Genomic DNA, 26,466 nt, shown 5'->3' with positions numbered 1-26,466 from the left:
CAAGGACGAACCTGTTGAGCTGGCAACATCCCGATATAGATCAACAACATAATCCGCCGCCATTCTGTCTCTTTCTTTCGTTTAAGCGACATTTCCTGCTTTTTCTCCCGGTAGCCCGCTATTCAAGCGTTGAACCGGCGCTCTACACTGTACCGGTACAGTTGCAGGGGGGATTGGTCGGGAATTTCGCTCAGAAAAAACCCGGTCCGGCTGCCTTGGCTTCCAGGACTATAAAAATTACAACAGAAGAGTGGAGCACCAATAAAGATGGCTAAGAAGCAGATTACTAAACTGTTTGCCGCTATGGTTTTGGCCGGGGTTGCCAGCCATTCGTTTGCTGCAGACACCATCAAGATCGGTATTGCTGGCCCTAAAACCGGGCCTGTGACCCAGTACGGCGACATGCAGTTCATGGGCGCCAAACAAGCTATCAAAGACATCAACGCCAAAGGCGGTGTCGATGGCAAGATGCTGGAAGCCAAAGAATACGACGACGCTTGCGACCCAAAACAAGCCGTCGCTGTCGCTAACAAAGTGGTCAATGATGGCGTCAAGTTCGTTGTAGGCCACTTGTGCTCCAGCTCCACTCAGCCGGCTTCGGACATTTACGAAGACGAAGGCATCATCATGATCACCCCGGCTGCCACCAGCCCGGAGATCACCAGTCGTGGTTACAAACTGGTCTTCCGTACCATTGGCCTGGACAGCGCCCAAGGCCCGGCAGCGGGTAACTACATCGCCAAGTTTGTGAAGCCTAAAGTCGTTGCGGTCCTGCACGACAAGCAGCAATACGGCGAAGGCATTGCGACCGCAGTTAAACAAACGCTTGAAAAAGACGGCATCAAGGTCGCGGTTTTTGAAGGCATCAACGCAGGCGACAAAGACTTCGCGTCCGTCATTCAGAAACTCAAACAAGCCAACGTCGACTTCGTGTATTACGGCGGCTATCACCCTGAGCTGGGCCTGATCCTGCGCCAAGCCAAAGAGAAAGGCCTGAACGCCAAGTTCATGGGCCCTGAAGGCGTGGGCAACGACTCCATCTCGCAAATTGCCCAGGATGCTTCCGAAGGTCTGCTGGTCACTCTGCCGAAATCCTTTGACACAGACCCTGAAAACAAAGCGATTGCGGATGCCATCAAGGCAGACAACAAGGACCCGAGCGGCCCGTTCGTGTTCCCGGCTTACTCTGCGGTTGAGCTGATTGCCCAGGGCATCACCGCCGCCAAGAGCGAAGACCCGGCCAAAGTGGCTGAAGCCATCCATGCTGGCACGTTCAAAACCCCTACCGGTGATCTGAGCTACGACGCCAAAGGTGACCTCAAAGACTTCAAATTCGTGGTCTACGAATGGCACTTCGGCAAGCCTAAAACAGAAGTAAGCCCTCAATAAGGGTCGGTTCTTGATCTGACTACAAAGCCCACTGCGCGAACGGTGGGCTTTGTTTTACGGGCCGTAGGCCCACAGAAATTGGGCCGCGCTTTCGTGATCCGAAAGTCTCCCCACCTGAAAATCTTTAAAACCGTCACCAGCGGTTCGCTGGCAAAAGACCTGTGCTCAAACGGCTAAAAAAGCGTACGAAACAGGCCGGAAAATGACTCCACCAGTGAAATGCGTCTCAGGTTTTTAGGAGCTTGTAATGCCTGACATCTATCACTTCTTCCAAATGCTGGTTAACGGCCTCAACGTTGGCAGCACGTATGCCCTGATCGCCATCGGCTATACGATGGTTTACGGCATTATTGGAATGATCAACTTCGCCCATGGCGAGGTGTACATGATTGGTTCCTACATTGCGTTTATCGCCATCGCCGGTCTGACCATGATGGGCCTGGACAGCGTGCCATTGCTGCTGACCGGGGCGTTTATCGCGAGCATCGTAGTAACCAGTTCTTACGGCTACAGCATTGAACGGGTGGCTTACCGTCCCTTGCGTGGCAGTAACCGCTTGATCCCCTTGATCTCTGCCATTGGTATGTCGATCTTCCTGCAAAACATGGTGCTGCTGTCCCAGGACTCAAAAGACAAATCGATTCCTAACCTGATCCCCGGCGGCTTCAGCTTCGGCCCGGGTGGTGCGAGCGAAGTTGTCATCTCCTATATGCAAATCGTGGTTTTCGTCGTCACTCTGGTGGCCATGCTCGGCCTGACCCTGTTCATCTCCCGTTCACGCCTGGGCCGCGCCTGCCGCGCCTGCGCCGAAGACATGAAGATGGCCAACCTGCTGGGCATCAACACCAACAACGTGATCGCCCTGACCTTCGTGATTGGTGCTGCCCTGGCAGCCGTTGCCGCTGTTCTGATCAGCGTTCAGTACGGTGTCATCAACCCCGGTTCCGGCTTCCTTGTAGGGCTTAAAGCCTTTACAGCAGCGGTATTGGGCGGGATTGGCAGCATTCCCGGCGCGATGCTCGGTGGTCTGGTGCTCGGCGTGGCTGAGGCCTTTGGTGCTGACATTTTCGGCGACCAGTACAAAGACGTCGTGGCATTCAGCCTGCTCGTGTTGGTACTGCTGTTCCGTCCGACCGGCATTCTGGGACGTCCGGAGATTGAAAAAGTATGATCAGGAATCTTAAAGCGGCGCTCTTCAGCGCCCTGTTGGTCTGGGCCGTCGCCTACCCGGTACTCGGCCTGAAACTGACAATCGTCGGGATCAACATTGAAGTTCACAACACCAGCACCTTCACCCTGAGCGTGATTGCGATCTGCTCTTTGCTGATGTTTTTGCGTGTGCTGTTCCACCATCAACTGAGCGCCGCCTGGCGTGCTTCACCGGGCCTGCCGAAAGTCCCTGCCAAGGCGACCAACTTCCTGACCCTGCCCAGCACCCAACGCTGGATCATTCTGGGGCTGGTCGTTGTTGCCTTGATCTGGCCGTTCTATGGCTCACGCGGCGCCGTCGACATCGCCACCCTGATCCTGATCTACGTGATGCTGGGCCTTGGCCTGAACATCGTGGTGGGCCTGGCCGGCCTTCTGGACCTAGGCTATGTGGGGTTCTACGCGGTCGGTGCCTACACCTACGCGCTGCTCGCGCACTACTTCGGCCTGAGCTTCTGGGTGTGCCTGCCATTGGCAGGGTTGATGGCCGCAACCTTTGGTTTCCTGCTGGGGTTCCCGGTGCTGCGCTTGCGCGGTGACTACCTGGCGATCGTGACCTTGGGCTTTGGTGAAATCATTCGTCTGTTCCTGCGTAACCTGACGGACATCACCGGTGGACCGAACGGCATCAGCAACATTCCAAAACCTACCCTCTTCGGCCTCAGCTTCGACCGGACTGCTGCCGAAGGCATGCAAACCTTCCACGAATACTTCGGTATCGCCTACAACTCGATCAACAAGGTCATCTTCCTGTACCTGATCGCGCTGGTGCTGGTGCTGATCGTGCTGTTCGTGATCAACCGTTTGCTGCGTATGCCGATTGGTCGCGCGTGGGAAGCCCTGCGTGAAGACGAAATCGCCTGCCGCGCACTGGGCTTGAATCCGACCATTATCAAACTGTCGGCGTTCACGCTGGGCGCGACCTTTGCCGGTTTCGCAGGTAGCTTCTTTGCCGCTCGCCAAGGCCTGGTGACCCCGGAATCGTTCACCTTCCTTGAGTCGGCGATCATTCTGGCGATCGTGGTACTGGGTGGCATGGGCTCGCAACTGGGCGTGATTCTGGCGGCCGTGGTGATGATCCTGCTGCCAGAAATGATGCGTGAATTCAGTGAGTACCGGATGCTGCTGTTCGGAGCCCTGATGGTTGTGATGATGATCTGGCGGCCACAAGGTCTGCTGCCTATGCAACGTCCTCACCTGGAGCTGCGAAAATGAGCCGCGAGTTACTGAAAGTCAGCGGCCTGAGCATGCGCTTTGGCGGCTTGTTGGCGGTGAATGGCGTAGCCCTGACCGTCCAGGAAAAACAGGTTGTATCGATGATCGGCCCTAACGGCGCCGGCAAAACCACGGTGTTCAACTGCCTGACAGGCTTCTACAAACCGTCTGCGGGTACCATCCTGCTCGATGGCGAGCCGATTCAAGGGCTGTCTGGCCATGAAATCGCCCGCAAAGGCGTAGTGCGCACCTTCCAGAACGTTCGTTTGTTCAAGGACATGACTGCCGTTGAGAACCTGCTGATCGCTCAGCACCGTCACCTCAACACCAACTTCCTGGCCGGTCTGTTCAAGACCCCGGCGTTCCGTAAAAGCGAGCGCGATGCCATGGAATATGCCGCGTACTGGCTGGACAAGGTCAACTTGACCGAGTTCGCCAACCGCCCGGCGGGCACCTTGGCCTATGGGCAGCAACGCCGTCTGGAAATCGCTCGCTGCATGATGACGCGCCCGCGCCTGCTCATGCTCGACGAGCCCGCGGCGGGCCTCAACCCTAAAGAGACCGAAGACCTCAAGATGCTCATCAGCGTGTTGCGCAACGAGCACAACGTGACGGTCTTGCTGATTGAACACGACATGAAACTGGTCATGAGCATTTCCGACCACATCGTGGTGATCAATCAGGGCACACCTTTGGCCGACGGGACCCCGGAGCAAATCCGCGATAACCCTGACGTGATCAAAGCCTATTTGGGGGAAGCGTAAATGCTGCAGTTTGAAAACGTCTCGACCTTCTACGGCAAGATCCAGGCGCTGCACAGCGTCAACGTCGAAGTGCGCCAGGGTGAAATCGTGACTTTGATCGGTGCCAACGGTGCCGGTAAATCGACGCTGATGATGACCCTGTGCGGTTCGCCACAAGCCCAAAGCGGCAGTATTCGCTACATGGGTGAAGAGCTGGTGGGCCTGACCTCGGCGCAGATCATGCGCAAAAGCATCGCGGTCGTGCCGGAAGGTCGTCGGGTATTTGCCCGTTTGACCGTAGAAGAGAACCTCGCCATGGGCGGGTTCTTTACTGAAAAGCACGATTATCAGGAGCAACTCGACAAGGTTTTGCACCTGTTTCCGCGTCTTAAAGAGCGCTTTACTCAGCGCGGCGGCACTATGTCCGGTGGCGAGCAACAGATGCTCGCCATTGGCCGTGCGCTGATGAGCAAACCCAAGCTGCTGCTGCTCGATGAGCCGTCGCTGGGGTTGGCGCCCATCATCATTCAGCAGATTTTCGACATCATCGAACAGCTGCGTGATGAAGGCGTAACCGTATTCCTGGTTGAGCAAAACGCCAACCAGGCGCTAAAAATTGCTGACCGCGCCTACGTGCTGGAAAACGGCCGGGTGGTCATGCAAGGCACTGGCGTGCAATTGCTCAACGATCCAAAAGTGCGTGACGCGTATCTGGGCGGTTAACCCTGCCTGCTACACAAAACGGCCCTGCGGGGCCGTTTTTTATTGGGCCGCAGATCGCGCTGCGCGGCCTGTAGCCGTTGCCGAACACCGCGAGACAACGTCCGGCTGCGCAGCAGTCGCAGAACGTCAGTTCAACTTTGCTACGGGGGAGTTGGCTGCAAATCGCGGCAGTCCTGCGGCCCGCATCGCAGCCTCGTGCCTCGTCAGCGACTACAAGATCACACCGCCCCTGTAGTCGTTGACGAGCACCGCGAGGCTACGTTCGGCTGCGCAGCAGTCGTAATACGTCAGTTCAACCTTGCTACGGGGGAGTTGGCTGCAGATTGCGGCGATCCTGCGGCCCGCATCGCAGCCTCGTGCCTCGTCAGCGACTACAAGATCACCCCACTCCCTATAGTCGTTGCCGAGCACCGCGAGGCTACGTCCGGCTGCGCAGCAGTCGTAGTACGTCAGTTCAACCTTGCTACGGGGGAGTTGGCTGCAAATCGTGGCGGCGCTACGGCCCGCATCGCAGCCTCGTGCCTCGTCAGCGACTAAAAGATCACACCGCCCCTGTAGTCGTTGACGAGCACCGCGAGGCTACGTTCGGCTGCGCAGCAGTCGTAATACGTCAGTTCAACCTTGCTACGGGGGAGTTGGCTGCAAATCGCGGCGGTCCTGCGGCCCGCATCGCAGCCTCGTGCCTCGTCAGCGACTACAAGATCACCCCACTCCCTGTAGTCGTTGCCGAGCACCGCGAGGCTACGTTCGGCTGCGCAGCAGTCGTAATACGTCAGTTCAACCTTGCTACGGGGGAGTTGGCTGCAGATTGCGGCGATCCTGCGGCCCGCATCGCAGCCTCGTGCCTCGTCAGCGACTACAAGATCACCCCACTCCCTGTAGTCGTTGCCGAGCACCGCGAGGCTACGTCCGGCTGCGCAGCAGTCGTAATACGTCAGTTCAACCTTGCTACGGGGGAGTTGGCTGCAGATTGCGGCGGTCCTGCGGCCCACATCGCAGCCTCATGCCTCGTCAGCGACTACAAGATCACACCGCCCCTGTAGTCGTTGACGAGCACCGCGAGGCTACGTCCGGCTGCGCAGCAGTCGTAATACGTCAGTTCAACCTTGCTACGGGGGAGTTGGCTGCAGATTGCGGCGGTCCTGCGGCCCACATCGCAGCCTCATGCCTCGTCAGCGACTACAAGATCACACCGCCCCTGTAGTCGTTGACGAGCACCGCGAGGCTACGTCCGGCTGCGCAGCAGTCGCAAAACCATGCTCTGCGGTGTGTCAGCTCAACCTTGCATTGAGCATTTACGATCGCTTCGCAATCGGACGTAGCCTCGTAAAACTCGGCAACTGCTACAGGGGGTTGGGCTGGAGCACGCTACGCTGAAACCACTGCACCAGGTAATCCGCCAAAACTTGCGTGCGCTTGGGCAATCCACCTTCGTAAGGATGCACCAGGTACATCGGGTTGCTGCGGGTCTGATAATTGAGCAGTACCCCACGTAATCGACCGTCAGCTAATTCGGCGTGGAGCATGTAAGACGGCAACCGCGCAATACCGGCGCCTATCACCGCAGCCTTTTTCAGCAAGCTGTAGTGATTACTGGCAAAAGGCCCCGAAACCCGAACACGATGCAATTCATGCTGCTGGTGGTACTGCCATTCTTCGCGGCCGCTGTAATGGCTGTTAAGCAAACAACGATGTTCGGCCAATTGCGCCGGAGTGGTCGGTTCGCCGTACTGCTCAAGGTATGCCGAGCTGGCGCAGGTCATTTCGTGCCAGCTCAGCACCGACTTGGCCACCAGCCGCTCATGGCTACCCACTTGCGAGCGAATCGCCAAATCAAACCCTTCCCGGGCCAGGTCGCGGTAGCTGTTACTCAACTCCAGCTCGATCTGGACCAGGGGATAGTCGCGGGAAAACTCCAGCAACAACGCGTCAAAAAAGGTTTCACCCAGCGACTCCGGCACCGTCAACCGCACCGGACCCGCCATGTCGTCCTTGAGCCGCGCCAGCGCCTGATGCGCCCGTTCAACCTGCAGCACCAATGCTTGCGCCTGCGGCAATAACGCAGCCCCCGCCGCCGTAAGGCTCAAACGCCGCGTGGTGCGATGCAGCAGCACGACCGAGAACTGCGCCTCCAACTGGCTGATGCGTTTGGATAACTGCCCTTTGCTGCAGCCCAACTGCTGAGCGGCCACGGTAAAACTCCCCGCATTGACCAACACTGCAAACGCCGCCAGATCATCCATCTCGCTCATGGATTGTTTCCATATGAAAACCAAAGGTTGCCTATTAGTGCGCTTATCGCCACCAAAATCCACTACTAGACTGAGCCCACACCTCCTCACTCAAGGAACACCTAATGAAAATTCTGCTGATCGGCGCTAACGGCACTGTAGGTTCTGCTATTGATCACGAGTTGTCGGCACGCCATGAAATCGTGCGCATTGGCCGCAAAAGCGGCGATTTTCAGGTCGACATCAGCGACAGCGCCTCCATTCGCGCCTTGTTCGAACAAACCGGACGCTTCGACGCCCTGATCTGCGCCGCAGGTAATGTCAACTTCGTACCGTTGGCCGACATGACTGAAAAAGACTTCGCCCTGGGTTTGCAGGACAAGCTGATGGGCCAGGTCAACCTGCTGCTGATCGGCCGCGAGTACGCCAACGACAATGCGTCATTCACGTTCACCAGCGGAGTGATCAACCGTGAGCCGATTCGCACCGGCAGTTCGGCGGCATTGGTCAACGCTGCGCTCGACGGTTTTGTCCGGGCAGCGGCGATTGAACTGCCACGCGGGCTGCGGGTGAACTCCGTCAGCCCTACGGTGCTGGCAGAGGCGATGGACAAATACGCGCCCTACTTCCGTGGCTTCAAGCCGGTAGCAGCCGCCGATGTGGCGCTGGCTTACGCCAAAAGTGTCGAAGGCCTGCACACCGGACAGACCTATCAGGTGGGCTAAAGCACATTGTCAGATTTGAGGGGACGGGCTTGTGATGCACGGCGAGCCTAAGTAACGTGACGGCATTAGTCAGGAGTCCGAATGATGCGCGCTGCCCGTTCCTTAGTTTTAGTCGCCCTGTTGCCCGTCTTTGCCGGTTGTCAGTTGCTGAACAGCAAACCCGTTGATAGCAACGCCGGCCTGACTCGCCTTCAGGGCGAACTGGTGTCAGACAACGGCCAACTGGTTTTCCAACCCTGCGTTGGCCAACAGCGCTATGTGGTCAGTGATGGCGCCAGCACCACACTGGTCCAGGACGCAACCGACATGCCCGTCAAACCTGGCAAGCTGTTCGCCGATATTCGTGGCAGTTTCGTCAGCGCCAAAACTGCGGGTGAGCAAGGCGAGGTCAAGCTGCAACAGGTATATCGCCTTGAGCGCAGCAGCGCGGCCTGCCAAGACCCCAACTTCAAGCAACAAACGGTGCACGCCAACGGCAACGGGCCTGCCTGGGAAGTACAAGCAGGCGGTAAAGGTCTGATCCTCAAACGCGAAGGCCAACAAGATCTGGCGCTGCCTTACGTTGAAGAGCAGATAGGTGACAGCCGCTTCTCACTGTCCACAGAGGCCAATAATCAGCGTATTGAGCTCTGGGTCGCCCCGCAGCGCTGCACCGACAGCGTCAACGGCAGCGTGCAACACCTGGCGGCTGAACTGCGGGTCAATGGCCAGGTTCAGCGCGGTTGCGGCTATTTTGGTGGCGCGCGTAACGACTAACCGACAACTGTAACCACAGATTGCTGTTTTAACCTGACCCAACGGTTCGAAGCCGCCTATAATCCCCGGTTCGCATAAGGCTGCCGGGGTTTACCTGGCCCCGACACTGGACACCGTCATGTTACGAATCACCGAACTCAAGTTGCCAATCGACCATCCCGAAGAAGACCTGCGCACTGCCATCGTGCAGCGCCTGGGCATCGCCAGCGATGACTTGCTCGATTTCACCTTGTTCAAGCGCAGTTACGACGCGCGTAAAAAAACCTCCGAATTGTGCTTCATCTACACCATCGACCTGAGCGTGCGGGATGAAGCGGCGTTGCTGCACACCTTCGCTGACGACCGTAACGTCAACCCTGCACCAGATGTGAGCTACAAAGTGGTTGGCCAGGCGCCGCAGGATTTGAGCGAGCGCCCGATTGTGGTGGGCTTTGGCCCCTGCGGGATCTTCGCCGGTCTGCTGCTGGCCCAAATGGGCTTCAAGCCGATCATTCTTGAACGCGGCACCGAAGTGCGCCAGCGCACCAAAGACACCTGGGGCCTGTGGCGTAAAAATGTCCTGAACCCCGAGTCCAACGTGCAGTTCGGTGAAGGCGGCGCCGGGACATTCTCCGACGGCAAGCTCTACAGCCAGATCAAAGACCCGAAACACCACGGCCGTAAAGTGCTGCACGAGTTTGTCAAAGCCGGTGCTCCCGAAGAGATCCTCTACGTCAGCAAACCGCACATCGGTACCTTCCGTTTGACCGGCGTGGTTGAAAACATGCGCCAGCAGATCATCGCGCTGGGCGGCGAAGTGCGTTTCCAACAGCGCGTGACTGACGTGCTGATTGAAGATGGCCAACTGACAGGCGTGGTGCTGGCTGACGGCGAGCAATTGAAGGCCCGTCACGTGATCATGGCCCTGGGCCACAGCGCCCGCGACACCTTCCGCATGCTCCACGGCCGTGGCGTGTACATGGAAGCCAAGCCGTTCTCGGTGGGTTTCCGTATTGAACACCCGCAATCGCTGATCGACAGCGCACGTCTGGGCAAATATGCCGGTCACCCGAAACTCGGCGCCGCCGACTACAAACTGGTGCACCACGCCAAAAACGGTCGGTCGGTGTACAGCTTCTGCATGTGCCCTGGCGGTACCGTTGTGGCCGCGACCAGCGAGCCAGGCCGCGTGGTCACCAACGGCATGAGCCAATACTCACGTAACGAGCGCAACGCCAACTCCGGCATCGTTGTCGGCATTACGCCAGAAGACTACCCGGGCGGGCCTTTGGCCGGTATCGAGCTGCAAGAGCGCCTCGAAGCCCACGCCTACGTGCTGGGCGGCAGCAACTACGAAGCCCCGGCGCAGTTGGTGGGCGACTTCATTGCCGGCAAGCCGTCCACTGAGCTGGGCAGCGTAGAGCCGTCCTACAAGCCGGGGATTTCCCTGGGTGATCTGGCCCTGGCCCTGCCTGCCTACGCCATTGAAGCGATCCGCGAAGCACTGCCAGCGTTCGAGAAACAAATTCGCGGCTTCTCGATGCACGACGCGGTTCTGACCGGCATCGAAACCCGCACCTCGTCGCCGTTGCGCATCACTCGCGACGCGTCGATGCAAAGCCTGAACGTCAAAGGTCTGTTCCCGGCCGGTGAAGGCGCTGGCTATGCAGGCGGCATCATGTCTGCCGGTGTTGACGGCATCCGCATCGCTGAAGCAGTGGCACGCGATATCCTCGGTATCGAGGCTTAATATCGCCCTTGCTGGAGCGAGTTTGCCTCGCTCCAGCAAGACCTTTCCCACGGCGTATTTCGCTGTTTCCCGACTTATTTAGATACATAGCTGATAGTCTCGTAGACGGTGCGGGATCAATACGTTGCTTATAACAAAAAAGAATATAGTTTTTGTTTTAACAACTATCCGCACAGGTTAGGGTGTCGCACCTAATAACCATTCGTTGGAGAGCCACCTTGCCTCTGCGTAGCACTTTCACTCGTTTCTTTCAGATGGAAGCTGCCAGCGGTCTGCTGTTGATTGCAGCTGCGGCTCTGGCGTTAATCATCAATAACTCACCGCTTTCGCACTACTACACGGCATTTCTTGATGTGCCTGTGGCCGTGCAGATCGGTGCCCTGCAAATCGCCAAACCTTCACTGCTGTGGATCAACGACGGCCTGATGGCGTTGTTTTTTCTGCTGATTGGTCTGGAGGTCAAGCGCGAGCTGCTTGAAGGCCACCTGTCCAAACCCTCCCAGGTCGTACTGCCTGGCGCAGCGGCCATTGGCGGGATGGTAGTGCCGGCGCTGATTTATTGGTTCCTCAACAAAGACTACCCCGATGCACTCGATGGCTGGGCGATCCCCATGGCCACCGACATTGCCTTCGCCCTCGGCGTATTGGCTTTGCTCGGCAAGCGTGTACCGGTTTCACTCAAATTGTTCCTGATGACTCTGGCGATCATCGACGATCTGGGGGCCATCATCGTTATTGCGGTGTTCTACTCCAGCGAACTCTCCGGCGTGTCGTTGCTGCTGGCAGCGGCCTGCCTGATTGCCCTGATCGTGATGAACCGCCTGGGCGTGATCAAGATCGCGCCGTATATGATCATCGGCCTGATCCTGTGGGTCTGCGTGCTCAAAAGCGGCGTGCATGCCACGTTGGCAGGCGTAACCCTGGCGTTCTGCATCCCGCTGCGTACCAAAAACGCCGAAACTTCGCCGTTGCTGACGATTGAGCACGCCCTGCACCCCTGGGTTTCCTACGGGATTCTGCCGCTGTTTGCCTTCGCCAACGCGGGCGTTTCGCTGGCCGGTGTCAATCTTCACAGCTTCACTCACCACGTGCCGCTGGGCATTGCCGCTGGCTTGCTGATCGGCAAAACCGTGGGTGTGTTTGGTCTGACCTGGATCGCTATCAAAGCAGGCCTGGCGGCATTGCCGGCAGGTGCCAACTGGGGCCAGGTGTTTGGGGTGGCAATTCTCTGTGGCATCGGCTTCACCATGAGCCTGTTCGTCGGCTCACTGGCATTTGTGCCGGGCAGCAGTGAGTACGTCGGCATGGACCGCATGGGGATCTTGACCGGCTCAATCCTCGCGGCCCTTATTGGCTACGCTGTTACCGCCATCTTCAGCCGTAAACAGGCAGACGCGTAACTCAACATCAACAGGGATTCTCACAGGGGCAGCACCGTTAACCGGTGTTGCCCCTGATGGTTTTTTGTCGCCCAACGAGGGAAATGTGGACGCAAAACTTCAATTTGTGCAGTACGGGGGCATCAGTGTGATGTTCCCGGCAGCCTTGGTCATCGCAGCCTGGCTGTGGGCTGCTGCCTCTAAAAAAATCGCGGTGTTGTGGCTGGGCGTACTGCTGTCTGCCTACTTCATCGTGGGCGTGACCAAAATACTGTTCAAGGGCTGGGGAATTGGCTTGCACAGCCTGGACATTGCAGTGTTCAGCGGGCATGCGACCAATACCTGCCTGGTGTTCACCGTGATGTTGAGCCTGTTGTGCCAGCAAATTAACCCACGTTTGCGCTGGCCGGCTTTCGGGGTCGGGGTAGTACTGACCTGGTGGTTCAGCATCAACTACATCGCCCTGACCATCCATCCCTTGTCAGAAGCCATTGCGGGCGCTCTGGTAGGGACGGTGGCTGCATTCATTTTTCTGCTCATGCTGAGCCAATCCAACATCGGCAAAATACCTCGCCCGGCACTGGCGCTAGGGTTGGCTGTGGTACTGGTGTGCGCTATCGCGCCCAAGTATTCGGCCGAAAGGCTGCTGGATCGCATCGCCATATCGCTGTCAGGTGCCGAACAGGCGTTCAGACGCTCGTCCTGAGCCAACCTGGCTGGCTGCACCCGCGCATAAAAAACCCCGGCCAGTTCACACTGGCCGGGGTTTTGTTTTAGTGCGCAGCTACAACTTATTGGGTCACGCGGCTGGTGCCGTCAACGGTCATGATGCGTACGCGCTCACCGGTACGGAATACCTGGTTCGGCTCAACCTGTTGAACATAAGCACGGGTGCTGCCGTCGTCTTCACGCACGGTGATTTCAACACCTTGGGTCTTGGTCAGGCCCGACTCAGCAGCTGAACCCAGCAGGCCACCGGCTACTGCGCCGATCACTGCAGTCACGATGCTGCCACGTCCGCCGCCGATGGCGCTGCCGCCAACGCCGCCGATCACAGCACCTGTTGCTGCGCCGATTGGGGTTTTGGTGCCTTCGATTTGCACAGGGCGCAGGGCAACGATAGTGCCGGTACGTACGGTTTGTACGCGACGCGCTTCATCACGCGAATAGGTGTCACCGGTCAAGTTCGAGGCACAGCCGCTCAACAGAACTGTCATGGTCGAAAAAGCTGCAACTAACAGTGCGGTCTTACGCATAGGATCAACTCCAAAAGATCAGGGATTCATTAAACTCTGCAACCGGGTGCCTGTCACCGCGCAGCGCAGACAATGTGGTCTTTATTCAGCGCCTGTACAGACACAGCGTGGGTGACAGACGCTTGTAACTTAACCACAAGGGTAGCGCGAAATAGCCGTTTTGACTTGCACGCTACCGTTGTTTATCAGGTTTTCAAGGCGCCAGACGCTCACGCACCCACGCAGCGCCATCACGGCGATAGTTGAGCCGGTCATGCAAGCGGCTCGGGCGCCCCTGCCAAAACTCAATACGCTGTGGCAGTAAACGATAACCGCCCCAGTGTTCCGGGCAATGCGGCTGCGTGTCACTAAAACGTGCCTGAGTGGCCGCCAGCAGTGTGGTCAACGCCTCACGGTCTGCAATCACCTGGCTTTGCGGTGAAGCCCAGGCCCCGATCCGGCTACCCAAGGGGCGCACCTGATAGTAAGCGTCGGACTCCTGCGGTGTCACCTTGACCACTTGGCCTTCGATGCGCACTTGTCGCTCCAGGGTGGGCCAAAAGAACGTCATGGCGGCAAAAGGACGCGCTGCCAACTGCTTACCCTTGGCGCTGGTGTAGTTGGTGAAAAAGGTAAAACCTTGTTCATCCAGCCCTTTGAGCAAGAGCACCCGGCAATGCGGACGCCCTTCGGCGTCCACCGTGGCCAGGGTCATGGCATTGGCCTCAACCGGCGGTTGCTCGGTTTTGACCGCGTCATTGAACCACTGATGAAACAGCGCAAAAGGCTCGGCCGGGGCGTGCGCCTCGGCCAGCCCGTCACGGGTGTAATCGCGGCGCATATCGGCCAGCGCTTGGGTCATGAGGGCAATCCTTCCCTAAAACAATCAGTTCTTGTTCTGATCGTTGGCAGCGACTTTTTTGTCCGCTGCAGCTTTGGCCACTACCGGTTTTTTGGCCGGGGCAGCTTTTTTAGCCGGTGCGGCTTTCTTGGCGTGTGCTGCTTTCTTGGTGGTCGACACAGAACCTGTCTTGGCCAGCGTCGAAGGCGCTACGGCCGGTTGAGCGGCAACCAGCTCTTCGGGGGTCAGTACGGGTTGGCTGTATTTGCTGACCAGCGCCAACATGGTGGCTTGCGGGGTCATCATGATTTCTACGCGGCGGTTCAATGCACGGCCTTCGTTACTGTCGTTCGCCGCACGCGGCATGACAGAACCCATGCCACGCAGGGTCAGACGGTTACCTTGCAGACCGCTCATGCGGAAGATCGCAGCCACCGATTTGGCGCGGTCCAGGCTCAAGCGGGTGTTGGCTGCCATGGTGCCCGAAGCGTCGGCATGACCGAGTACCAGTACAGCGGTTTTAGGGTCGCCTTCGACCACTTTGGCCACACGGGTGAACGGGCCGAGCATCGACGGCATCAGCAAATCCGGACGCGTAGGTTTGAACGCGCTGTCAGCGGCGGCGACGATCACGATCAAGTTCTCGCGACGTTCCAACTGCAAGTTAGAGTCTTTGATGGCAACACGAAGGCGCGGCTCGTACTCGTCCAGCCAGGCTTGGGTAATTTTCGGATCCGGCATCGGGATCACGCCAATAGGTGCGGCTTTGGTGGCTTTGTCATCACCACCAAACGGCCACCACCAGTTTTTCGACGTGCTTGGCGCGGCAGGCGCCGAGGCTACCTTGGCAACGACGGGTGCTTTATCAGCCGGGGCGTCTTTTTTGGCCGTGTCGCCACCACCAAAAGGCCACCAGCTAGAACCGCTGTCTTTGCTCGTGCTGGCTGCGGCGGCCACTGGCGCAGGCGCCGCTGCAGGGGCTGGGGCCGCAGCAGCGGTTTTGGCTGCTGGCGCCGTAGCTGGCGTGTTCGTTGGTTTGGCTGAAGCGCTGGCAGTTTTGTCCCCAGCGGTCGGAGCCTGATCAGACGACCCGAACTGCCACCATTTGTGGCCACCTTCGGCGTCATTTTGTGGAGTTTGTGCGCAACCGGTAATAGCCAGGCAAAGAGCCAGAGCGAGAGTCTTATTAGATGACATTGAATATCCACACAATGAATTAAAAATAAAAGGCACTACGCCCATATAAAAAAACGTATTGAACACATAAAAGCTATCGCGTTCCGACCTACGGTTTATAAAAACCCGGTTATAAACACTGTGCCAATACTTTCACCAACTTTTGCGCGCGTGGGTCCATCAATACATAAGGCCCCAGTGAATTAGTCACAAACCCGAATGCAACCTCGCGTTCAGGGTCGGCAAAGCCAATTGAACCACCTGCTCCAGGGTGACCGAACGCCTTTGGCCCAAGGCCAAACGTGGCATTGGGTACGTCCGGTTGATCCAGCATGCAGCCCAGCCCGAAACGCGTCCGGGTGAGCAAGGTTTTATCCTCGCCCAGACTGTGTTCACGGGTCAGTTGCTCAAGCATTTCGGCTTCCAGCAATTTCCCCTCCAACAACCCGCTATAAAAGCCGGCCAAACTTCGCGCATTACCATGACCATTCGCTGCGGGCTGTTCCATACGACGCCACTCCGGCTTATTGGTGCTGGTCATAATAGACGGCGGATTGGTAAATGCCCGTGTCGTCATGGAAGACGGGGCATTCATCATCGCTTTCAACATCCGTTGGGCCGCTTCATCACCCATGTTGCCCTTGGTGCGGGCAACATGCGCGACACGGTAAAACTCTTCATCTAACAGCCCGACATGAAAGTCCAGCCCCAATGGCCTGGCCGTGCGGGCCACAATCGACTTCCCGGGACTGCGACCGTCTGCACGACGAATCAGCTCACCCAGCAACCAGCCGTAGGTAATCGCGGCGTACCCGTGACCTTCGCCCGGTGTCCACCATGGCGCCTCTGCGGCCAGTGCATCGACCATGGTTGGCCATTCATACAACGCGCCAGCCGGCAGTAATTCACGCAGCGCAGGCAAACCCGCACGGTGGCTCAACAACTGGCGAAGGGTGATGGACTCTTTGCCAGCCGCTGCAAACTCAGGCCAATAGCGAGCAACGGGAACATCCAGTTCCAGCTTGCCCTCTTCGACCAGTTGCAAGGCCGTCACTGCGGTAAAGGTCTTGGTGCACGAAAACAGATTAACGATGGTATCTGTGTGCCAAGCCTGTTCGCCGTCTTTGTCAGCCGTACCGGCCCACAGATCGAGCACTGTTTCGCCCGCGATCTGGATGCACAGTGCTGCGCCGCGCTCTTGCGGATCATTAAACAAATCAGCAAACGCCTCACGCACGGCTTCGAACTTGAGGTCGTGAAACCCTTGAATGTGCACCCCTACCTCCTGGATCAAGCATGGCTCAACAAGGCGTGCATTGTTCCAGTACCGGTAGGATTTTGAAACAGAGCAAGCGGATCAGAACGCACAATTTCTGGGCATTTTCATCAAGGTGCGCAGGGTATCAGGCGTGAGATGGATTTTTTGTGAAAAAGTCCGGGGCAGCGGCCTGGTCGACCGCTGCAAGAGACTGCGATCTTCACGGGGTTGAAGATCGCAATCTGCAGCACTTAACAGGCCGCCCGAGAACGTTAAAGTGCGGCGTAGGCCAACGTGGCAAGCTTGCGGACACGCGGATCCAGCAGAACATGGCTACCAATGGTCGTGGTCACGAAACCAAAGCTCACATCCCGCTCCGGGTCTGCAAAACTGACGGGGCCACCCAACCCGACATGCCCAAAGGTATTGGGGCCCATGCACTTGGACGCGACCAGGTCAGCTTGCTGCTCCAACATGCAGCCTAACCCATAGCGCATCGGGCGCAATAACACGCGATCCATGCTGTTGCTGTGCTCGCGGGTGAACTCGCTGAGCAGTTCAGGACCAATCAGACGCCCACCGAGTAGCGCACTGTAAAAACCGGCCAGACCGTGAGCCGTGCCATGACCGTTCACACCCGGTTGACGGTAAGACCACCAGCGAGGGTCCGTAGTTTGTTTCGGGCCTACAGCAGGGTTGGTAAATGCCAGTGTCGCCACGTGCTCGGGTTGTTTAGACATCACATGCCGCAAAGCTATCGCAAAGCTGTCACCTTCACGTCCTTCAGCCCGGCCAAAGTGGGCGATTCTGTGAAAGTCCTGTTCATCCACTCCCAACTGTACTTCTAATCCGTTGGGCTCGGTAATGCGCTCTCGAATAAACCGGCAGGGCTCCCGGCCATCAACCCGACGGATCAATTCACCGAGAATCCACCCGTAAGTCGTAGCGCCGTACCCCAGTTCTGTACCGGGCTGCCACCATAATGGCTCTGCGGCTGTTTTTTTGACCATCTCATCCCAGTCATACATCTCGGGCGTGCGACTCGGCAGACGCAAGGCAGGGGTCCCGGAGGTATGCGACAACACTTGGCGCAAGGTGACCTGATCCTTGCCGCCCTGGGCAAACTCGGGCCAGTAATGGCAAATTGGCTGATCAAGCGCCAGCTTGCCCTCTTCCACCAACATCAAGGTGGCAACCGCGGTAAAGGGTTTTATCGCGCAGTAGGTATTGACCAGCGTGTCCCGGTTCCAGGGCTTGGTCCTTTCTAAATCCGCCACGCCCGCCCACAGGTCGACTACCGTCTCGCCGCCGACCTGGATGCACAGCCCTGCACCGTGTTCCTGGGGGTCATCAAAGATTTCTTCGAAGGATTGCTGCACCGCAGCAAACCGACTGTCACACGATCCTTTTGCGTCCATTGGTTTGATTCCCTTCAATTGGAACGCAAACCTTAGCCGCCGACGCCTAGAAGTGAAGCTCAAAGCCCCCCTGATGCGACAAAATGTATCGCCGCTAATCAGAAATATCAGTGACCTTTGCCCGAATGCCCGCCTGCATGGCCCGCACCAGAGCGGCCGCCGTTGGCGTCTTGTGAGGTTTGCACCGGGGCTTTGAGGTTTTTGTCGGCGTCAACCTGGGCTTTAGCCGCCTCCTGGCCCAACTGGTCAAGCGCTTGCAAGTTGGTCTTGCGTACGCTGTCGACAAAACCGGTGAACGGCAGGTCGGTGATGCCGATCATGCCGAAGTGGCCGTTTTCACCATCAAGCAAGCGGCCAGTTACAGGCTGGTCCAGGTACTGGAACCAGTGAACTCCGACAATCGACGGTTCGGCCACGGCCTGCTTAATGAACTTCGCATACGCCGGGCCACGCGCTTCTTCGCTGGCCACTTCAGTCACGCCACCCCAGAACGGGCCACGGTCGCGGGAGCCGAAGTTGAACTCGGTGATCATCACCGGCTTGTTCAGTTCACGCAGTTTGGCGAAGTCATAACCATCCTGCGGTTGCAGGGTATAGAAGTTGAAGCTCAGCACGTCGCAATACTGCGCGCACGACGCCACGGCCTCAGGAGTACTCACCGCAAAGCGCCCGCCCAGCAACAAGTGATTCGGCGCATGCCATTTCAACGAATCGGAAATGGTTTTGAAGTAAGCATCGGCAAAAACTTTCTGGAAGTAGGTGTAATCCGCTTCAATTTCCGGATGTTCTGCATTCGGCAGCGGCCCCTTGAAACCCGGGTCTTCCATCAACTCCCACGCCGGAATATCAACACCCCAGGCTTTGGACAGGCCTTGCTGGTTGCGGTACTTGTCGCGCAGTTGCTTGAGGAACGCACGCTTGGCCGGCGCATCCGTGGTCATGCGCAAGGTGCCCAACGCCAGACCAAAACGTGACTGAGGGTCGTCACCGCCGCCAGCCCACGCCAGTTCGTTATCGGCAAAGTAGCCGATCAGCCACGGGTCATCACGGTGATCACGGGCGGCAATCGCCACTGCGCGTTCGGTGGCCATGGCAAAGCGCGGGTCAAACGGATCAGGCATGCCGCCCCACCAATCGGTGCCGGTACTGATGCTGTTGTAATCACCCACAATCGACAACGGCAAGGTGTAAGGCACGCGGTCGTTAAGGCCCAGCGCCGGGTCGCTCCAGTTACCGATCGTGTTAAAACCCCAGGCTTGCAGGCGATCCAGGGTGTGAGCCTGCCAACGCTTGGCATCAAAGGCTTCAGGGGCACAAGGAATTGCGGGATCGGCGCCCGGCCCGGTTTTGCCGACCGCACACGGCTCACCGTAGAGGCGCTGCAAGTTGGCCGCGTAGAAGTTGTACCAGCGCCCCGAATCAAACGCCCGCCCCTGGGAGGAGCCGTTGTTGCTGTCATGATCCGAAGTCCCGTAATAACCGGCCAAAGGCGCACCGGGCTTGGGCAAATCGGTAAACATCCACTCACGCCCGGTCACGTAGGTCTGGCTGTCCTCAGCGGTCACGGCGTTCAGGCCCAACGAGTAAAACGGATGACCTTCAGGGGTCACCAGGTACCAGCGACCATTACGCTTTTCTGTGCGGAAAAAACCCGATGCGTCAAACGCAGGGCCTTTGAGCAACCCGCCGTACTGATCCAGCCCGCTGCGCGCCGCCAGCCAGCCTTTGAGCTGTTGCTGTTCTTTGGCTGCTGCGGCTTTGAGCTGCTCATCGCTGGACACACGCTCTGGCCATTTGGCCCGAGTGGACTGACCGTAGCCATCGACAATCGAGCCATAAACGGTCTTGATCACACCCGCGCCGTCCTGCACACCGAAGCGCTCCAGAAGGATGCTTTGCGCGGCATTGGGCTGCGGAATCGACAACGTCACCGAGACCACTTGGCTGCGGTCAATTTCGCCCTGGCTGCTGGCCAGCAAACTGCGTTGCCCCTCGATAGTCATTGGCATCGGTGGGCCTGCGCGCATGCCCTGGCTGCGGGGAGAGTTGGCCTGCAACGGCAGCAACAGGGTTTGCGCAGGGCCGGCCGGCAGGTCAACACGACTGGTGAGGGTCTTGCCGTCCTTGCTTTGCACGGTCACATCGAGCGTGAGGGCCCAGTTCATGGCGTTTTGGATACGCAGGGTCATCATTCCCGATTGTGACCAGTCCCACACACCGGCTTGCGGGGTCAGGCGCAAGCTGGGGGCTGCGGCCGGGTTAAAGGTCACACGACGCAGTACTTCACCTTCCGCCGTTTGCTCTGCGTTGTATTGCGGCAAGTTCGCATCCACGGTCGCCACTTGCACCACATCGGCCGGGCGAACGAAATTGAACAGGGTTTGTTGACCGGCAGGCGCCGCCAACAGCGGGGTCGAGACCAGCAACGCAAAAGCTGCAGACAGTGAACGGCGAATCATATGAATCTGGTTCTCCCTAACGGCCAAATACGGCCTGTGAGGCTTTGAAGCTCACAGCATAGACGACAGCAAGGCCGGCATGGACGCCGGCTTGCACTTATGAAATTTCGCGTCGAAACGGCGGCAAGGCATTCAGAATCGCCTTGCCATAGCGCTGGGTCACCAGCCGCCGATCGAGCAATGTGATGGTGCCGCGGTCCTGTTCGGTACGCAGCAAACGCCCGCAGGCCTGTACCAGCTTGAGCGATGCATCGGGCACTGAAATCTCCATGAAGGGATTACCGCCACGGGCTTCGATCCATTCTGCCAAGGCCGCTTCAACGGGATCATCGGGCACCGAGAAGGGGATTTTAGCAATGACCACGTGTTCGCAGTAAGCACCGGGCAAGTCCACACCCTCGGCAAAACTGGCCAGGCCGAACAGCACGCTGGAGTCTCCGCCATCCACCCGCGCCTTATGTTTATTCAGGGTCTCTTGCTTGGACAAGTTGCCCTGGATAAACACTTGCTTGCGCCAGTCACGCTCCAGGCCGTCGAAAACGTCCTGCATTTGCTTGCGTGAAGAGAACAGCACCAATGTGCCGCGCGAACCTTCTACCAGCCCCGGCAGATCACGAATGATCGCCGCCGTGTGCGCAGTCGCATCGCGCGGGTCAGCCTTGAGGTCCGGTACACGCAACACTCCCGCATCGGCGTGATGGAACGGGCTCGGCACAATCGCTGTGACTGCGGTTTTCGGTAGGCCGGCGCGCATGCGGAAGCGATCAAACGTGCCCAATGCGGTCAGCGTCGCCGAGGTCACCAGCGCACCGTAAGCCACGTTCCACAGGTTACGACGCAGCATCTCGGCCGCCAGAATCGGGCTGGCGTTGACCTCGATGTCGAACAGCGAACCACTTTCAGCCAGGGTCAGCCAGCGCGCCATGGGCGGGTTGTCTTCAGGGTCTTCAGTGGTGAAGGCCGTCCACAACTCCCAGTTGCCCTGAGCCCGCGACAGCAGGCTGCCGAACAACGGGTACCACTCCTCGGCCTGCTGGCTGGAGATGCCGATGTTGACCTCCCCTTCCATGCCGTCCTTGAGCAGGTCGGTCAAACGGGTGAACACGTCGGTCAGGCGTGAAAAGCCCTTCTTCAGTTCAATGCCCATTTCACGCAGGTGATCAGGGATCACGCCACCCACAAAACGGTGGCGCGGGCGTTCACGGCCTTCTGGCTCTTCGCCGACCTTGAAGTCAGCGATTTGCTCACAGGCGCTGAACATGAATTGCTGCTGGGCCTTGATCTCTTTGGTCAGCTCCGGTACTTGCTCCAGCAAACGCCCCAAGTCGCCCGGCAACGGATGCTGAGCGAGCAGTTTGGTGAGGTTTTTGCCGGTTTGCTCCAGCCAGTCAGCGGTCGAGCGCAAACGGGTGTAGTGGGCAAAGTGACCGATGGCTTTGTCTGGCAGGTGGTGACCTTCGTCGAACACATAGAGCGTGTCACGCGGGTCGGGCAAAACCGCGCCACCGCCCAACGCCAGGTCAGCCAGCACCATGTCATGGTTGGTGACGATCACATCGACCTTGCCCATGCCTTCGCGAGCCTTGTAAAAGGCGCACTGACCGAAGTTCGGGCAATGGCGGCTGGTGCACTGGCTGTGATCCGTGGTCAGACGCGCCCAGTCCTGGTCTTCCAGCGCCTGGGGCCAGCTGTCACGGTCACCGTCCCATTTATTGCCGGCCAGCTTTTCGATCATGCTGGTAAACAGTTTTTGGCTGGCTTCGTCGACTTCAATCTTAAAGCCTTCCTCTTCAAACAGCTGCGCGGTCGCGGTTTGCGCGTGGCCTTCTTGCAGCAGCATGTCGAGTTTGGACAGACACATGTAACGCCCACGGCCCTTGGCCAGCGCAAAGCTGAAATTCAACCCGCTGTTACGCATCAGGTCTGGGAGGTCTTTGTAGACAATCTGCTCCTGCAGGGCGACAGTTGCCGTGGCAATCACCAGGCGCTTGCCCGCAGCCTTGGCGGTCGGAATGGCGGCCATGCTGTAAGCCACTGTTTTACCGGTACCGGTGCCCGCTTCAACGGCCACCACCGCCGGGTCGCCGGTACGATGGTTTTCTTCGTCGGTATCGATATCGCCCAGCACTTTGGCGACTTCAGCAATCATCAGACGCTGGCCATAGCGCGGCTTGAGGCTCTTGGCTTCGAGAAAACGCGAATAAGCGCCCTGGATCTGGGATTTGAGTTCGGTACTAATCATGGTTCTTCGGGCGCAAGAAACGCTGGATAAATTTTCAGTGGTTCGAATGGCCGCTATCATACCCCGCTAATTGATCCTGCGCCGAACGGAGTACCCCAATGACCACCTTCGCTGTTACTTACAGCCTGCATTTACTGGCTGCCCTGATCTGGGTGGGCGGGATGTTTTTCGCCTGGATGATCCTGCGCCCCGCCGCAATGACGGCCCTGGAGGGCCCTGCCCGGCTAAAACTGTGGGTTGAAGTGTTTCAACGTTTTTTTGGCTGGGTGTGGGTCGCGGTGGTTATTTTGCCGATAAGCGGTGTCGGCCTGCTGCACATGCGCTTTAGCGGGTTCGAAACGGCGCCCCGTTATGTGCAGATCATGATGGGCGTGTACATCGTCATGGTCGCCCTGTTTATCCGCATTCAATCACTGCAACTGCCCGAATTGCGCAAGGCCGTTGAGGCTCAGGAATGGGCGGCAGGCGCGGCGGTGATGGGGCGGATTCGCCGTCTGGTCGGGTGTAATTTGCTGATAGGGCTGGCGCTGGTGGCGATTGCCGGGGCGCGCCCGATTTTTTGAAGGGGTCCCTACCTCCCAACTGCAGGAGCGAGCTTGCCTCGCGATCTTTTAATGTTTAAAAAATCGCGAGGAGTGGGCGCTTCTTACAACCGCTGGACCGTCACGGCGCCTGCCGGGCCAGCATCACCCGGTTGCCCGGTTTGCCCCGGGCGACCCGACTTGCCGCCATCGGTACGGTAAACAATGCAGCCTTTGGATTTGCCACCCGCACCTGCCCGCCCAGCCGCGCCGGGTTTGCCGCCTGCACCGCCGTCGACCAGTACTTTGATCTGATCATCAGGGAAGTCTCGGGGCAGTTCGACCCGGACGTGTGCGCCCGCAGCGCCCTGATGTCCATTACCGCCGTCGTCACCATTGGCGCCTGCTCCGGCTGATCCCCAGGTGCAACCCGGTTCAGCGCCGTTGCCACCATCAAGCCCGACAAAACCCGGAGCGCCAGTGCCGCCACGGGCGTCGATGGACAGTTGATCGGCTTGCAACGCTTCGATTCTCAGGCTCAGATCGCGGGCAGGTCTGGCCGGTTTTTCATACGTCCCCGCTGCACCGCGCGTGCTGATCTGGCTGCCTTCACCCAACTCGGCATTGGCTACACGCAGTTCAATCCCACGCTCGGCCGGCACGATGACAATGCGTGATTCATGCCCCAGATGCAGTTGATCAATGTTGACCTGACTGACACCCGCCGGAATCAGCAGAGTGCCGTAGTCCGCCACATCGAGTTTTTCGAGTGTCAGAACGGCCACATTCGCGGGCAGACGCATCATCGAGTTAGCCTCGACCTGCACCACCTCGGCATGGGCAAACGGACTGCAAAGGGCTGCCATTAAACATAACTTACGCATGACTGTTGCCCTGTCCGGAAGATTTAGGGAGAGTTTGAACGTGCAGGATGCCTACCAAAAGGATGTAGAGTCGGTCGCGCCAAGGGTGTGGGCGCCCTTGCAGGCTGCTATTGAACAGCAGCAGCTCAAGCAAATGGGTCAAAAACAGCAGACTACCCGCCAGGTTGATCAGCAGGTCGAACGGATTGCTCAGGGGTTTGAAAACGTTGATCGCAACGACAACCCAGAACAACAACGTCAGCACCTTCCCCAGTCCCCAAAGCACCTTCATGCAACAGCCCTTTCTATGTTTTTCTTTAAGCGAACATTAACGGCTAGCAGGATAGCTGCGCCAGAGGTCCCTGCAAAAATACCTCGCTACGCACGCCACGCAATTGAGGCATTTAACCCGTAGCTCATGTCATTACGTGGTTAACGGCAAAAGCCATTGTTCGGCAGACGCCAGAGCGGTCACAGGCCCTTTCAGATATTTACCTCTGCCAGTGGCAATGAAAGGTGGTACCCCGTTAGCACCTGCTCGTAATCAAACGCTGACAGACCTAGGCCACAGGCTCCGGGCAGGCTAGTCTTGTGCGCTCTGATTGAGGACTTGAGATGACGACCCCTGCTTTTTCCACACGAACACCTCAGCAAGCGTTAGCGGCGTTGCTCGACACTTACTCTCCACAACGTGTCCTGGTGGTCGGCGCCAGCCAGTTCCCGGCATTGGAGGCCTATAAACAGGCCCACCCTGATGTTCATGTCGCCCAGGCAATGCCGGGCGCACTGCCTGCCGACGTAGCGGCACAACGTTTCGACCTGGCCCTGGCGGTCGACTGTCTGGAGCACCTGTCCAAGCGCGAAGGCCTGGAATTGCTGGGCGGAATTCGTAACTTGAACGCCAGCCGCATCGCCGTACTGGCGGATCTCACAGCTTGCGATTGGAAAGAAACGGACTTTTTCGCTTTAGCCCTACAAAACAATGAGCGTTTTCAGCGTGACGAACAGATATTGACCCTCTTTACTTACGACTTACGCGAATACAAACAAGTACCCGACTGGCTCAACGCCAGGTTTTGGGCCAACCCGGAAAACTTTGGCAAGTACTGGTGGTAAGCCGATGAGTACATCTATTTGCCCGTGTGGCAGCGGCAACTTGCTAAGCGCCTGCTGCGGGACTTATCACGCCGGACACCCGGCCCCTAGCGCCGAAACCCTGATGCGCTCGCGCTACAGCGCCTATGTGCTGGGGTTGATTGACTATCTGGTCGAGACCACGCTGCCTGTGCAGCAAGCCGGGCTCGATCGCCCGTCCATCGCGCAGTGGAGCGCTCAAAGCACCTGGCTGGGCCTGGACGTTGAAAGCAACGAGGTTTTCGGTGGTCAGCCAGAGCATGCCTTTGTGACCTTTACCGCGCGCTGGCATGACGTCAATGGCGAGCACAGCCATCGGGAACGCTCGTCATTTGTACAGAATGCAGGGCGTTGGTACTTCATCGACCCGACGGTGCCACTCAAGGTGGGGCGTAATGATGGTTGCCCTTGCGCCAGCGGGCAGAAGTTCAAAAAATGCTGCGCGGGTTTCTTCGGCCAATAAGCCGGGAGTAAAGAATGGATTCTAAAGCTCGCTTAACCAAAACCTTTGCGCTGGTGATGATCCTGGCGCTGTCAGGCTGCGCTTCGTGGTTTGGCGCAGATGACAAAGACCCCCAGTTAAAACTGGAGCGTGTCGAGTTGGTCCGGGCCAAATTGCTGGAACAACGTTTCAAGCTGCACTTTAGAATCGACAACCCGAACGACTCCACCCTCACCGTGCGCGGGCTGGTCTACAGCCTTTATTTAGGGCCGGTAAAACTGGCTGAGGGTGAGTACAGCCGCTGGTTCAGTGTCGAGCCCAACAGCCATGCAGATCTGGTGGTGCCGGTGCGGACCAACCTGTGGCAACACATGCGCCCGTTGATCAAATTGCTTGAGTCGCCCGACGAGCCGATCCCTTATCGGCTCGACGGTACGTTACAGACCGGCCTGTTCTTCGGTTACGACGTGCACGTGGTGCGTAAAGGCGAGATAATGCCCGGCGATTTTATTCCAGAGTGATTGAGTAATGACCCAGCAACCCCACGTTCATGGCCCAGACTGCAACCACGATCATGACCATCATGACCACGATCACGGCCATGTACACGGCCCGAACTGCGGCCACGCGCCACAAGAGCCGGTGCGCAACGCCTTGAAAGACGTTGGTCGTAACGATGCTTGCCCGTGTGGCAGCAGCAAAAAGTTCAAGAAGTGCCACGGCGCCTGATACTTCAGACCGCTCTGCCCGCGCCGCACCTGCCTTGAGCACGTGCGGC

The 26,466-nt window shown here is 58.1% G+C and carries 26 protein-coding genes; 16 read left to right on the top strand and 10 right to left on the bottom strand.

All coding sequences use genetic code 11. The annotated features are described in order from the left end of the window. Nucleotides 1-14 precede the first annotated feature (14 nt). From ACJJU9_RS05435 to ACJJU9_RS05410, 6 genes are all read left to right on the top strand, one after another. Complete coding sequence (locus ACJJU9_RS05435; RefSeq protein WP_153332395.1) at nt 15-275, top strand: hypothetical protein; 261 nt, start codon at nt 15-17, stop codon at nt 273-275. Then, nucleotides 262-1,389 carry a branched-chain amino acid ABC transporter substrate-binding protein gene (locus tag ACJJU9_RS05430; protein ID WP_407730955.1) on the top strand — a complete coding sequence of 376 codons (1,128 nt, stop codon included), beginning with the start codon at nt 262-264 and terminating at the stop codon, nt 1,387-1,389. The genes ACJJU9_RS05435 and ACJJU9_RS05430 overlap by 14 nt, the downstream gene beginning before the upstream one ends. Nucleotides 1,390-1,636: 247 nt before the next feature. After that, the gene (livH, locus tag ACJJU9_RS05425) at nt 1,637-2,560 is read left to right on the top strand and encodes a high-affinity branched-chain amino acid ABC transporter permease LivH (protein ID WP_048369467.1); all 924 of its coding nucleotides are present in this window, start codon (nt 1,637-1,639) and stop codon (nt 2,558-2,560) included. Next, nucleotides 2,557-3,813, top strand: coding sequence for a high-affinity branched-chain amino acid ABC transporter permease LivM (locus ACJJU9_RS05420; RefSeq protein WP_153332397.1), 1,257 nt, complete (start codon nt 2,557-2,559; stop codon nt 3,811-3,813). The genes livH and ACJJU9_RS05420 overlap by 4 nt, the downstream gene beginning before the upstream one ends. Then, complete coding sequence (gene livG / locus ACJJU9_RS05415; protein ID WP_048369464.1) at nt 3,810-4,577, top strand: high-affinity branched-chain amino acid ABC transporter ATP-binding protein LivG; 768 nt, start codon at nt 3,810-3,812, stop codon at nt 4,575-4,577. The genes ACJJU9_RS05420 and livG overlap by 4 nt, the downstream gene beginning before the upstream one ends. Then, nucleotides 4,578-5,279, top strand: coding sequence for an ABC transporter ATP-binding protein (locus tag ACJJU9_RS05410; protein ID WP_407730216.1), 702 nt, complete (start codon nt 4,578-4,580; stop codon nt 5,277-5,279). 1,343 nt (nt 5,280-6,622) lie between these two features. Here the strand turns inward: ACJJU9_RS05410 and ACJJU9_RS05405 are convergent. Further along, nucleotides 6,623-7,531 (bottom strand): LysR family transcriptional regulator, encoded by a 909-nt coding sequence (locus ACJJU9_RS05405; RefSeq protein ID WP_407730215.1) that lies wholly within the window; start codon nt 7,529-7,531, stop codon nt 6,623-6,625. Nucleotides 7,532-7,635: 104 nt separating this feature from the next. Between ACJJU9_RS05405 and ACJJU9_RS05400 the strand changes: the two genes are divergently transcribed. The 5 genes from ACJJU9_RS05400 to ACJJU9_RS05380 all read left to right on the top strand — a co-directional run bounded on the left by ACJJU9_RS05400 (nt 7,636) and on the right by ACJJU9_RS05380 (nt 12,805). After that, complete coding sequence (locus ACJJU9_RS05400) at nt 7,636-8,235, top strand: short chain dehydrogenase (protein ID WP_407730214.1); 600 nt, start codon at nt 7,636-7,638, stop codon at nt 8,233-8,235. A gap of 84 nt (nt 8,236-8,319) precedes the next feature. Then, nucleotides 8,320-8,991: a COG3650 family protein gene (locus ACJJU9_RS05395; protein ID WP_407730954.1), complete on the top strand. Its 672-nt coding sequence runs from the start codon at nt 8,320-8,322 to the stop codon at nt 8,989-8,991. A 118-nt stretch (nt 8,992-9,109) separates the two neighbouring features. Further along, nucleotides 9,110-10,720 (top strand): NAD(P)/FAD-dependent oxidoreductase, encoded by a 1,611-nt coding sequence (locus ACJJU9_RS05390; RefSeq protein WP_123751927.1) that lies wholly within the window; start codon nt 9,110-9,112, stop codon nt 10,718-10,720. A gap of 218 nt (nt 10,721-10,938) precedes the next feature. Beyond that, nucleotides 10,939-12,120 (top strand): Na+/H+ antiporter NhaA, encoded by a 1,182-nt coding sequence (nhaA, locus tag ACJJU9_RS05385; protein WP_407730213.1) that lies wholly within the window; start codon nt 10,939-10,941, stop codon nt 12,118-12,120. An 85-nt stretch (nt 12,121-12,205) separates the two neighbouring features. Further along, nucleotides 12,206-12,805 carry a phosphatase PAP2 family protein gene (locus ACJJU9_RS05380; RefSeq protein ID WP_323370089.1) on the top strand — a complete coding sequence of 200 codons (600 nt, stop codon included), beginning with the start codon at nt 12,206-12,208 and terminating at the stop codon, nt 12,803-12,805. An 85-nt stretch (nt 12,806-12,890) separates the two neighbouring features. Here ACJJU9_RS05380 and ACJJU9_RS05375 read toward each other — a convergent pair whose 3' ends face one another. From ACJJU9_RS05375 to dinG, 7 genes are all read right to left on the bottom strand, one after another. After that, nucleotides 12,891-13,355: a glycine zipper 2TM domain-containing protein gene (locus ACJJU9_RS05375; protein ID WP_048386517.1), complete on the bottom strand. Its 465-nt coding sequence runs from the start codon at nt 13,353-13,355 to the stop codon at nt 12,891-12,893. 193 nt (nt 13,356-13,548) lie between these two features. Next, nucleotides 13,549-14,196 carry a pyridoxamine 5'-phosphate oxidase gene (gene pdxH, locus ACJJU9_RS05370; RefSeq protein WP_407730212.1) on the bottom strand — a complete coding sequence of 216 codons (648 nt, stop codon included), beginning with the start codon at nt 14,194-14,196 and terminating at the stop codon, nt 13,549-13,551. Nucleotides 14,197-14,220: 24 nt separating this feature from the next. Further along, nucleotides 14,221-15,372, bottom strand: a complete 1,152-nt coding sequence (locus tag ACJJU9_RS05365; RefSeq protein ID WP_407730211.1) for an OmpA family protein — start codon at nt 15,370-15,372, stop codon at nt 14,221-14,223. A 109-nt stretch (nt 15,373-15,481) separates the two neighbouring features. Further along, complete coding sequence (locus tag ACJJU9_RS05360) at nt 15,482-16,627, bottom strand: serine hydrolase domain-containing protein (RefSeq protein WP_407730210.1); 1,146 nt, start codon at nt 16,625-16,627, stop codon at nt 15,482-15,484. A 254-nt stretch (nt 16,628-16,881) separates the two neighbouring features. Further along, nucleotides 16,882-18,027: a serine hydrolase domain-containing protein gene (locus tag ACJJU9_RS05355; RefSeq protein ID WP_407730209.1), complete on the bottom strand. Its 1,146-nt coding sequence runs from the start codon at nt 18,025-18,027 to the stop codon at nt 16,882-16,884. A 107-nt stretch (nt 18,028-18,134) separates the two neighbouring features. Beyond that, nucleotides 18,135-20,486, bottom strand: coding sequence for a beta-galactosidase (locus ACJJU9_RS05350; protein WP_407730208.1), 2,352 nt, complete (start codon nt 20,484-20,486; stop codon nt 18,135-18,137). Nucleotides 20,487-20,583: 97 nt separating this feature from the next. Next, a complete protein-coding gene (gene dinG / locus ACJJU9_RS05345) occupies nt 20,584-22,728 on the bottom strand; it encodes an ATP-dependent DNA helicase DinG (RefSeq protein WP_048369446.1) in 2,145 nt (714 codons plus the stop codon). 98 nt (nt 22,729-22,826) lie between these two features. Here dinG and ACJJU9_RS05340 point away from each other — a divergent pair, with 98 nt between their 5' ends. Further along, nucleotides 22,827-23,291: a CopD family protein gene (locus ACJJU9_RS05340; protein WP_153332096.1), complete on the top strand. Its 465-nt coding sequence runs from the start codon at nt 22,827-22,829 to the stop codon at nt 23,289-23,291. An 83-nt stretch (nt 23,292-23,374) separates the two neighbouring features. Here ACJJU9_RS05340 and ACJJU9_RS05335 read toward each other — a convergent pair whose 3' ends face one another. Both ACJJU9_RS05335 and ACJJU9_RS05330 read right to left on the bottom strand, forming a co-directional pair. Continuing rightward, on the bottom strand, nt 23,375-24,133 hold the full coding sequence (locus ACJJU9_RS05335; RefSeq protein WP_153332097.1) for a collagen-like protein: 759 nt from the start codon (nt 24,131-24,133) through the stop codon (nt 23,375-23,377). Then, nucleotides 24,126-24,404, bottom strand: a complete 279-nt coding sequence (locus ACJJU9_RS05330; protein ID WP_048386507.1) for a DUF1145 domain-containing protein — start codon at nt 24,402-24,404, stop codon at nt 24,126-24,128. Before ACJJU9_RS05330 ends, ACJJU9_RS05335 begins: the two co-directional genes overlap by 8 nt. A 323-nt stretch (nt 24,405-24,727) precedes the next feature. On the opposite strand from ACJJU9_RS05330, the gene ACJJU9_RS05325 reads away from it, so the two are divergent. From ACJJU9_RS05325 to ACJJU9_RS05310, 4 genes are read left to right on the top strand one after another with little or no spacing between them, the layout of a single operon-like run. Continuing rightward, a complete protein-coding gene (locus ACJJU9_RS05325; RefSeq protein ID WP_048369442.1) occupies nt 24,728-25,228 on the top strand; it encodes a DUF6231 family protein in 501 nt (166 codons plus the stop codon). 4 nt (nt 25,229-25,232) lie between these two features. Next, on the top strand, nt 25,233-25,709 hold the full coding sequence (locus ACJJU9_RS05320) for a YchJ family protein (RefSeq protein ID WP_123751915.1): 477 nt from the start codon (nt 25,233-25,235) through the stop codon (nt 25,707-25,709). Nucleotides 25,710-25,723: 14 nt separating this feature from the next. Beyond that, entirely contained in the window at nt 25,724-26,209 is a 486-nt protein-coding gene (locus ACJJU9_RS05315) for an LEA type 2 family protein (protein WP_331368121.1), read from the top strand. A gap of 7 nt (nt 26,210-26,216) precedes the next feature. Continuing rightward, nucleotides 26,217-26,417 carry an SEC-C metal-binding domain-containing protein gene (locus ACJJU9_RS05310; RefSeq protein ID WP_123751913.1) on the top strand — a complete coding sequence of 67 codons (201 nt, stop codon included), beginning with the start codon at nt 26,217-26,219 and terminating at the stop codon, nt 26,415-26,417. The last annotated feature ends 49 nt before the right edge of the window (nt 26,418-26,466 follow it).

The organism is Pseudomonas helleri (assembly GCF_045830615.1).
Classification (GTDB): Bacteria; Pseudomonadota; Gammaproteobacteria; order Pseudomonadales; family Pseudomonadaceae; genus Aquipseudomonas; species Aquipseudomonas helleri.
This window is presented reverse-complemented; position numbering and strand designations above follow the sequence as displayed.

Excerpts from the sequence above, each read along its gene's own strand:
- ACJJU9_RS05315 (WP_331368121.1), top strand. The coding sequence starts at position 25,724 with ATGGATTCTAAAGCTCGCTTAACCAAAACCTTTGCGCTGGTGATGATC.
- ACJJU9_RS05330 (WP_048386507.1), bottom strand. The coding sequence starts at position 24,404 with ATGAAGGTGCTTTGGGGACTGGGGAAGGTGCTGACGTTGTTGTTCTGG.
- ACJJU9_RS05400 (WP_407730214.1), top strand. The coding sequence starts at position 7,636 with ATGAAAATTCTGCTGATCGGCGCTAACGGCACTGTAGGTTCTGCTATT.
- ACJJU9_RS05420 (WP_153332397.1), top strand. The coding sequence starts at position 2,557 with ATGATCAGGAATCTTAAAGCGGCGCTCTTCAGCGCCCTGTTGGTCTGG.
- ACJJU9_RS05325 (WP_048369442.1), top strand. The coding sequence starts at position 24,728 with ATGACGACCCCTGCTTTTTCCACACGAACACCTCAGCAAGCGTTAGCG.
- pdxH (WP_407730212.1), bottom strand. The coding sequence starts at position 14,196 with ATGACCCAAGCGCTGGCCGATATGCGCCGCGATTACACCCGTGACGGG.
- ACJJU9_RS05410 (WP_407730216.1), top strand. The coding sequence starts at position 4,578 with ATGCTGCAGTTTGAAAACGTCTCGACCTTCTACGGCAAGATCCAGGCG.
- ACJJU9_RS05335 (WP_153332097.1), bottom strand. The coding sequence starts at position 24,133 with ATGCGTAAGTTATGTTTAATGGCAGCCCTTTGCAGTCCGTTTGCCCAT.
- ACJJU9_RS05320 (WP_123751915.1), top strand. The coding sequence starts at position 25,233 with ATGAGTACATCTATTTGCCCGTGTGGCAGCGGCAACTTGCTAAGCGCC.
- ACJJU9_RS05310 (WP_123751913.1), top strand. The coding sequence starts at position 26,217 with ATGACCCAGCAACCCCACGTTCATGGCCCAGACTGCAACCACGATCAT.
- ACJJU9_RS05365 (WP_407730211.1), bottom strand. The coding sequence starts at position 15,372 with ATGTCATCTAATAAGACTCTCGCTCTGGCTCTTTGCCTGGCTATTACC.
- ACJJU9_RS05350 (WP_407730208.1), bottom strand. The coding sequence starts at position 20,486 with ATGATTCGCCGTTCACTGTCTGCAGCTTTTGCGTTGCTGGTCTCGACC.
- ACJJU9_RS05390 (WP_123751927.1), top strand. The coding sequence starts at position 9,110 with ATGTTACGAATCACCGAACTCAAGTTGCCAATCGACCATCCCGAAGAA.
- ACJJU9_RS05405 (WP_407730215.1), bottom strand. The coding sequence starts at position 7,531 with ATGAGCGAGATGGATGATCTGGCGGCGTTTGCAGTGTTGGTCAATGCG.
- ACJJU9_RS05340 (WP_153332096.1), top strand. The coding sequence starts at position 22,827 with ATGACCACCTTCGCTGTTACTTACAGCCTGCATTTACTGGCTGCCCTG.
- ACJJU9_RS05355 (WP_407730209.1), bottom strand. The coding sequence starts at position 18,027 with ATGGACGCAAAAGGATCGTGTGACAGTCGGTTTGCTGCGGTGCAGCAA.
- ACJJU9_RS05395 (WP_407730954.1), top strand. The coding sequence starts at position 8,320 with ATGCGCGCTGCCCGTTCCTTAGTTTTAGTCGCCCTGTTGCCCGTCTTT.
- livG (WP_048369464.1), top strand. The coding sequence starts at position 3,810 with ATGAGCCGCGAGTTACTGAAAGTCAGCGGCCTGAGCATGCGCTTTGGC.
- dinG (WP_048369446.1), bottom strand. The coding sequence starts at position 22,728 with ATGATTAGTACCGAACTCAAATCCCAGATCCAGGGCGCTTATTCGCGT.
- ACJJU9_RS05375 (WP_048386517.1), bottom strand. The coding sequence starts at position 13,355 with ATGCGTAAGACCGCACTGTTAGTTGCAGCTTTTTCGACCATGACAGTT.
- livH (WP_048369467.1), top strand. The coding sequence starts at position 1,637 with ATGCCTGACATCTATCACTTCTTCCAAATGCTGGTTAACGGCCTCAAC.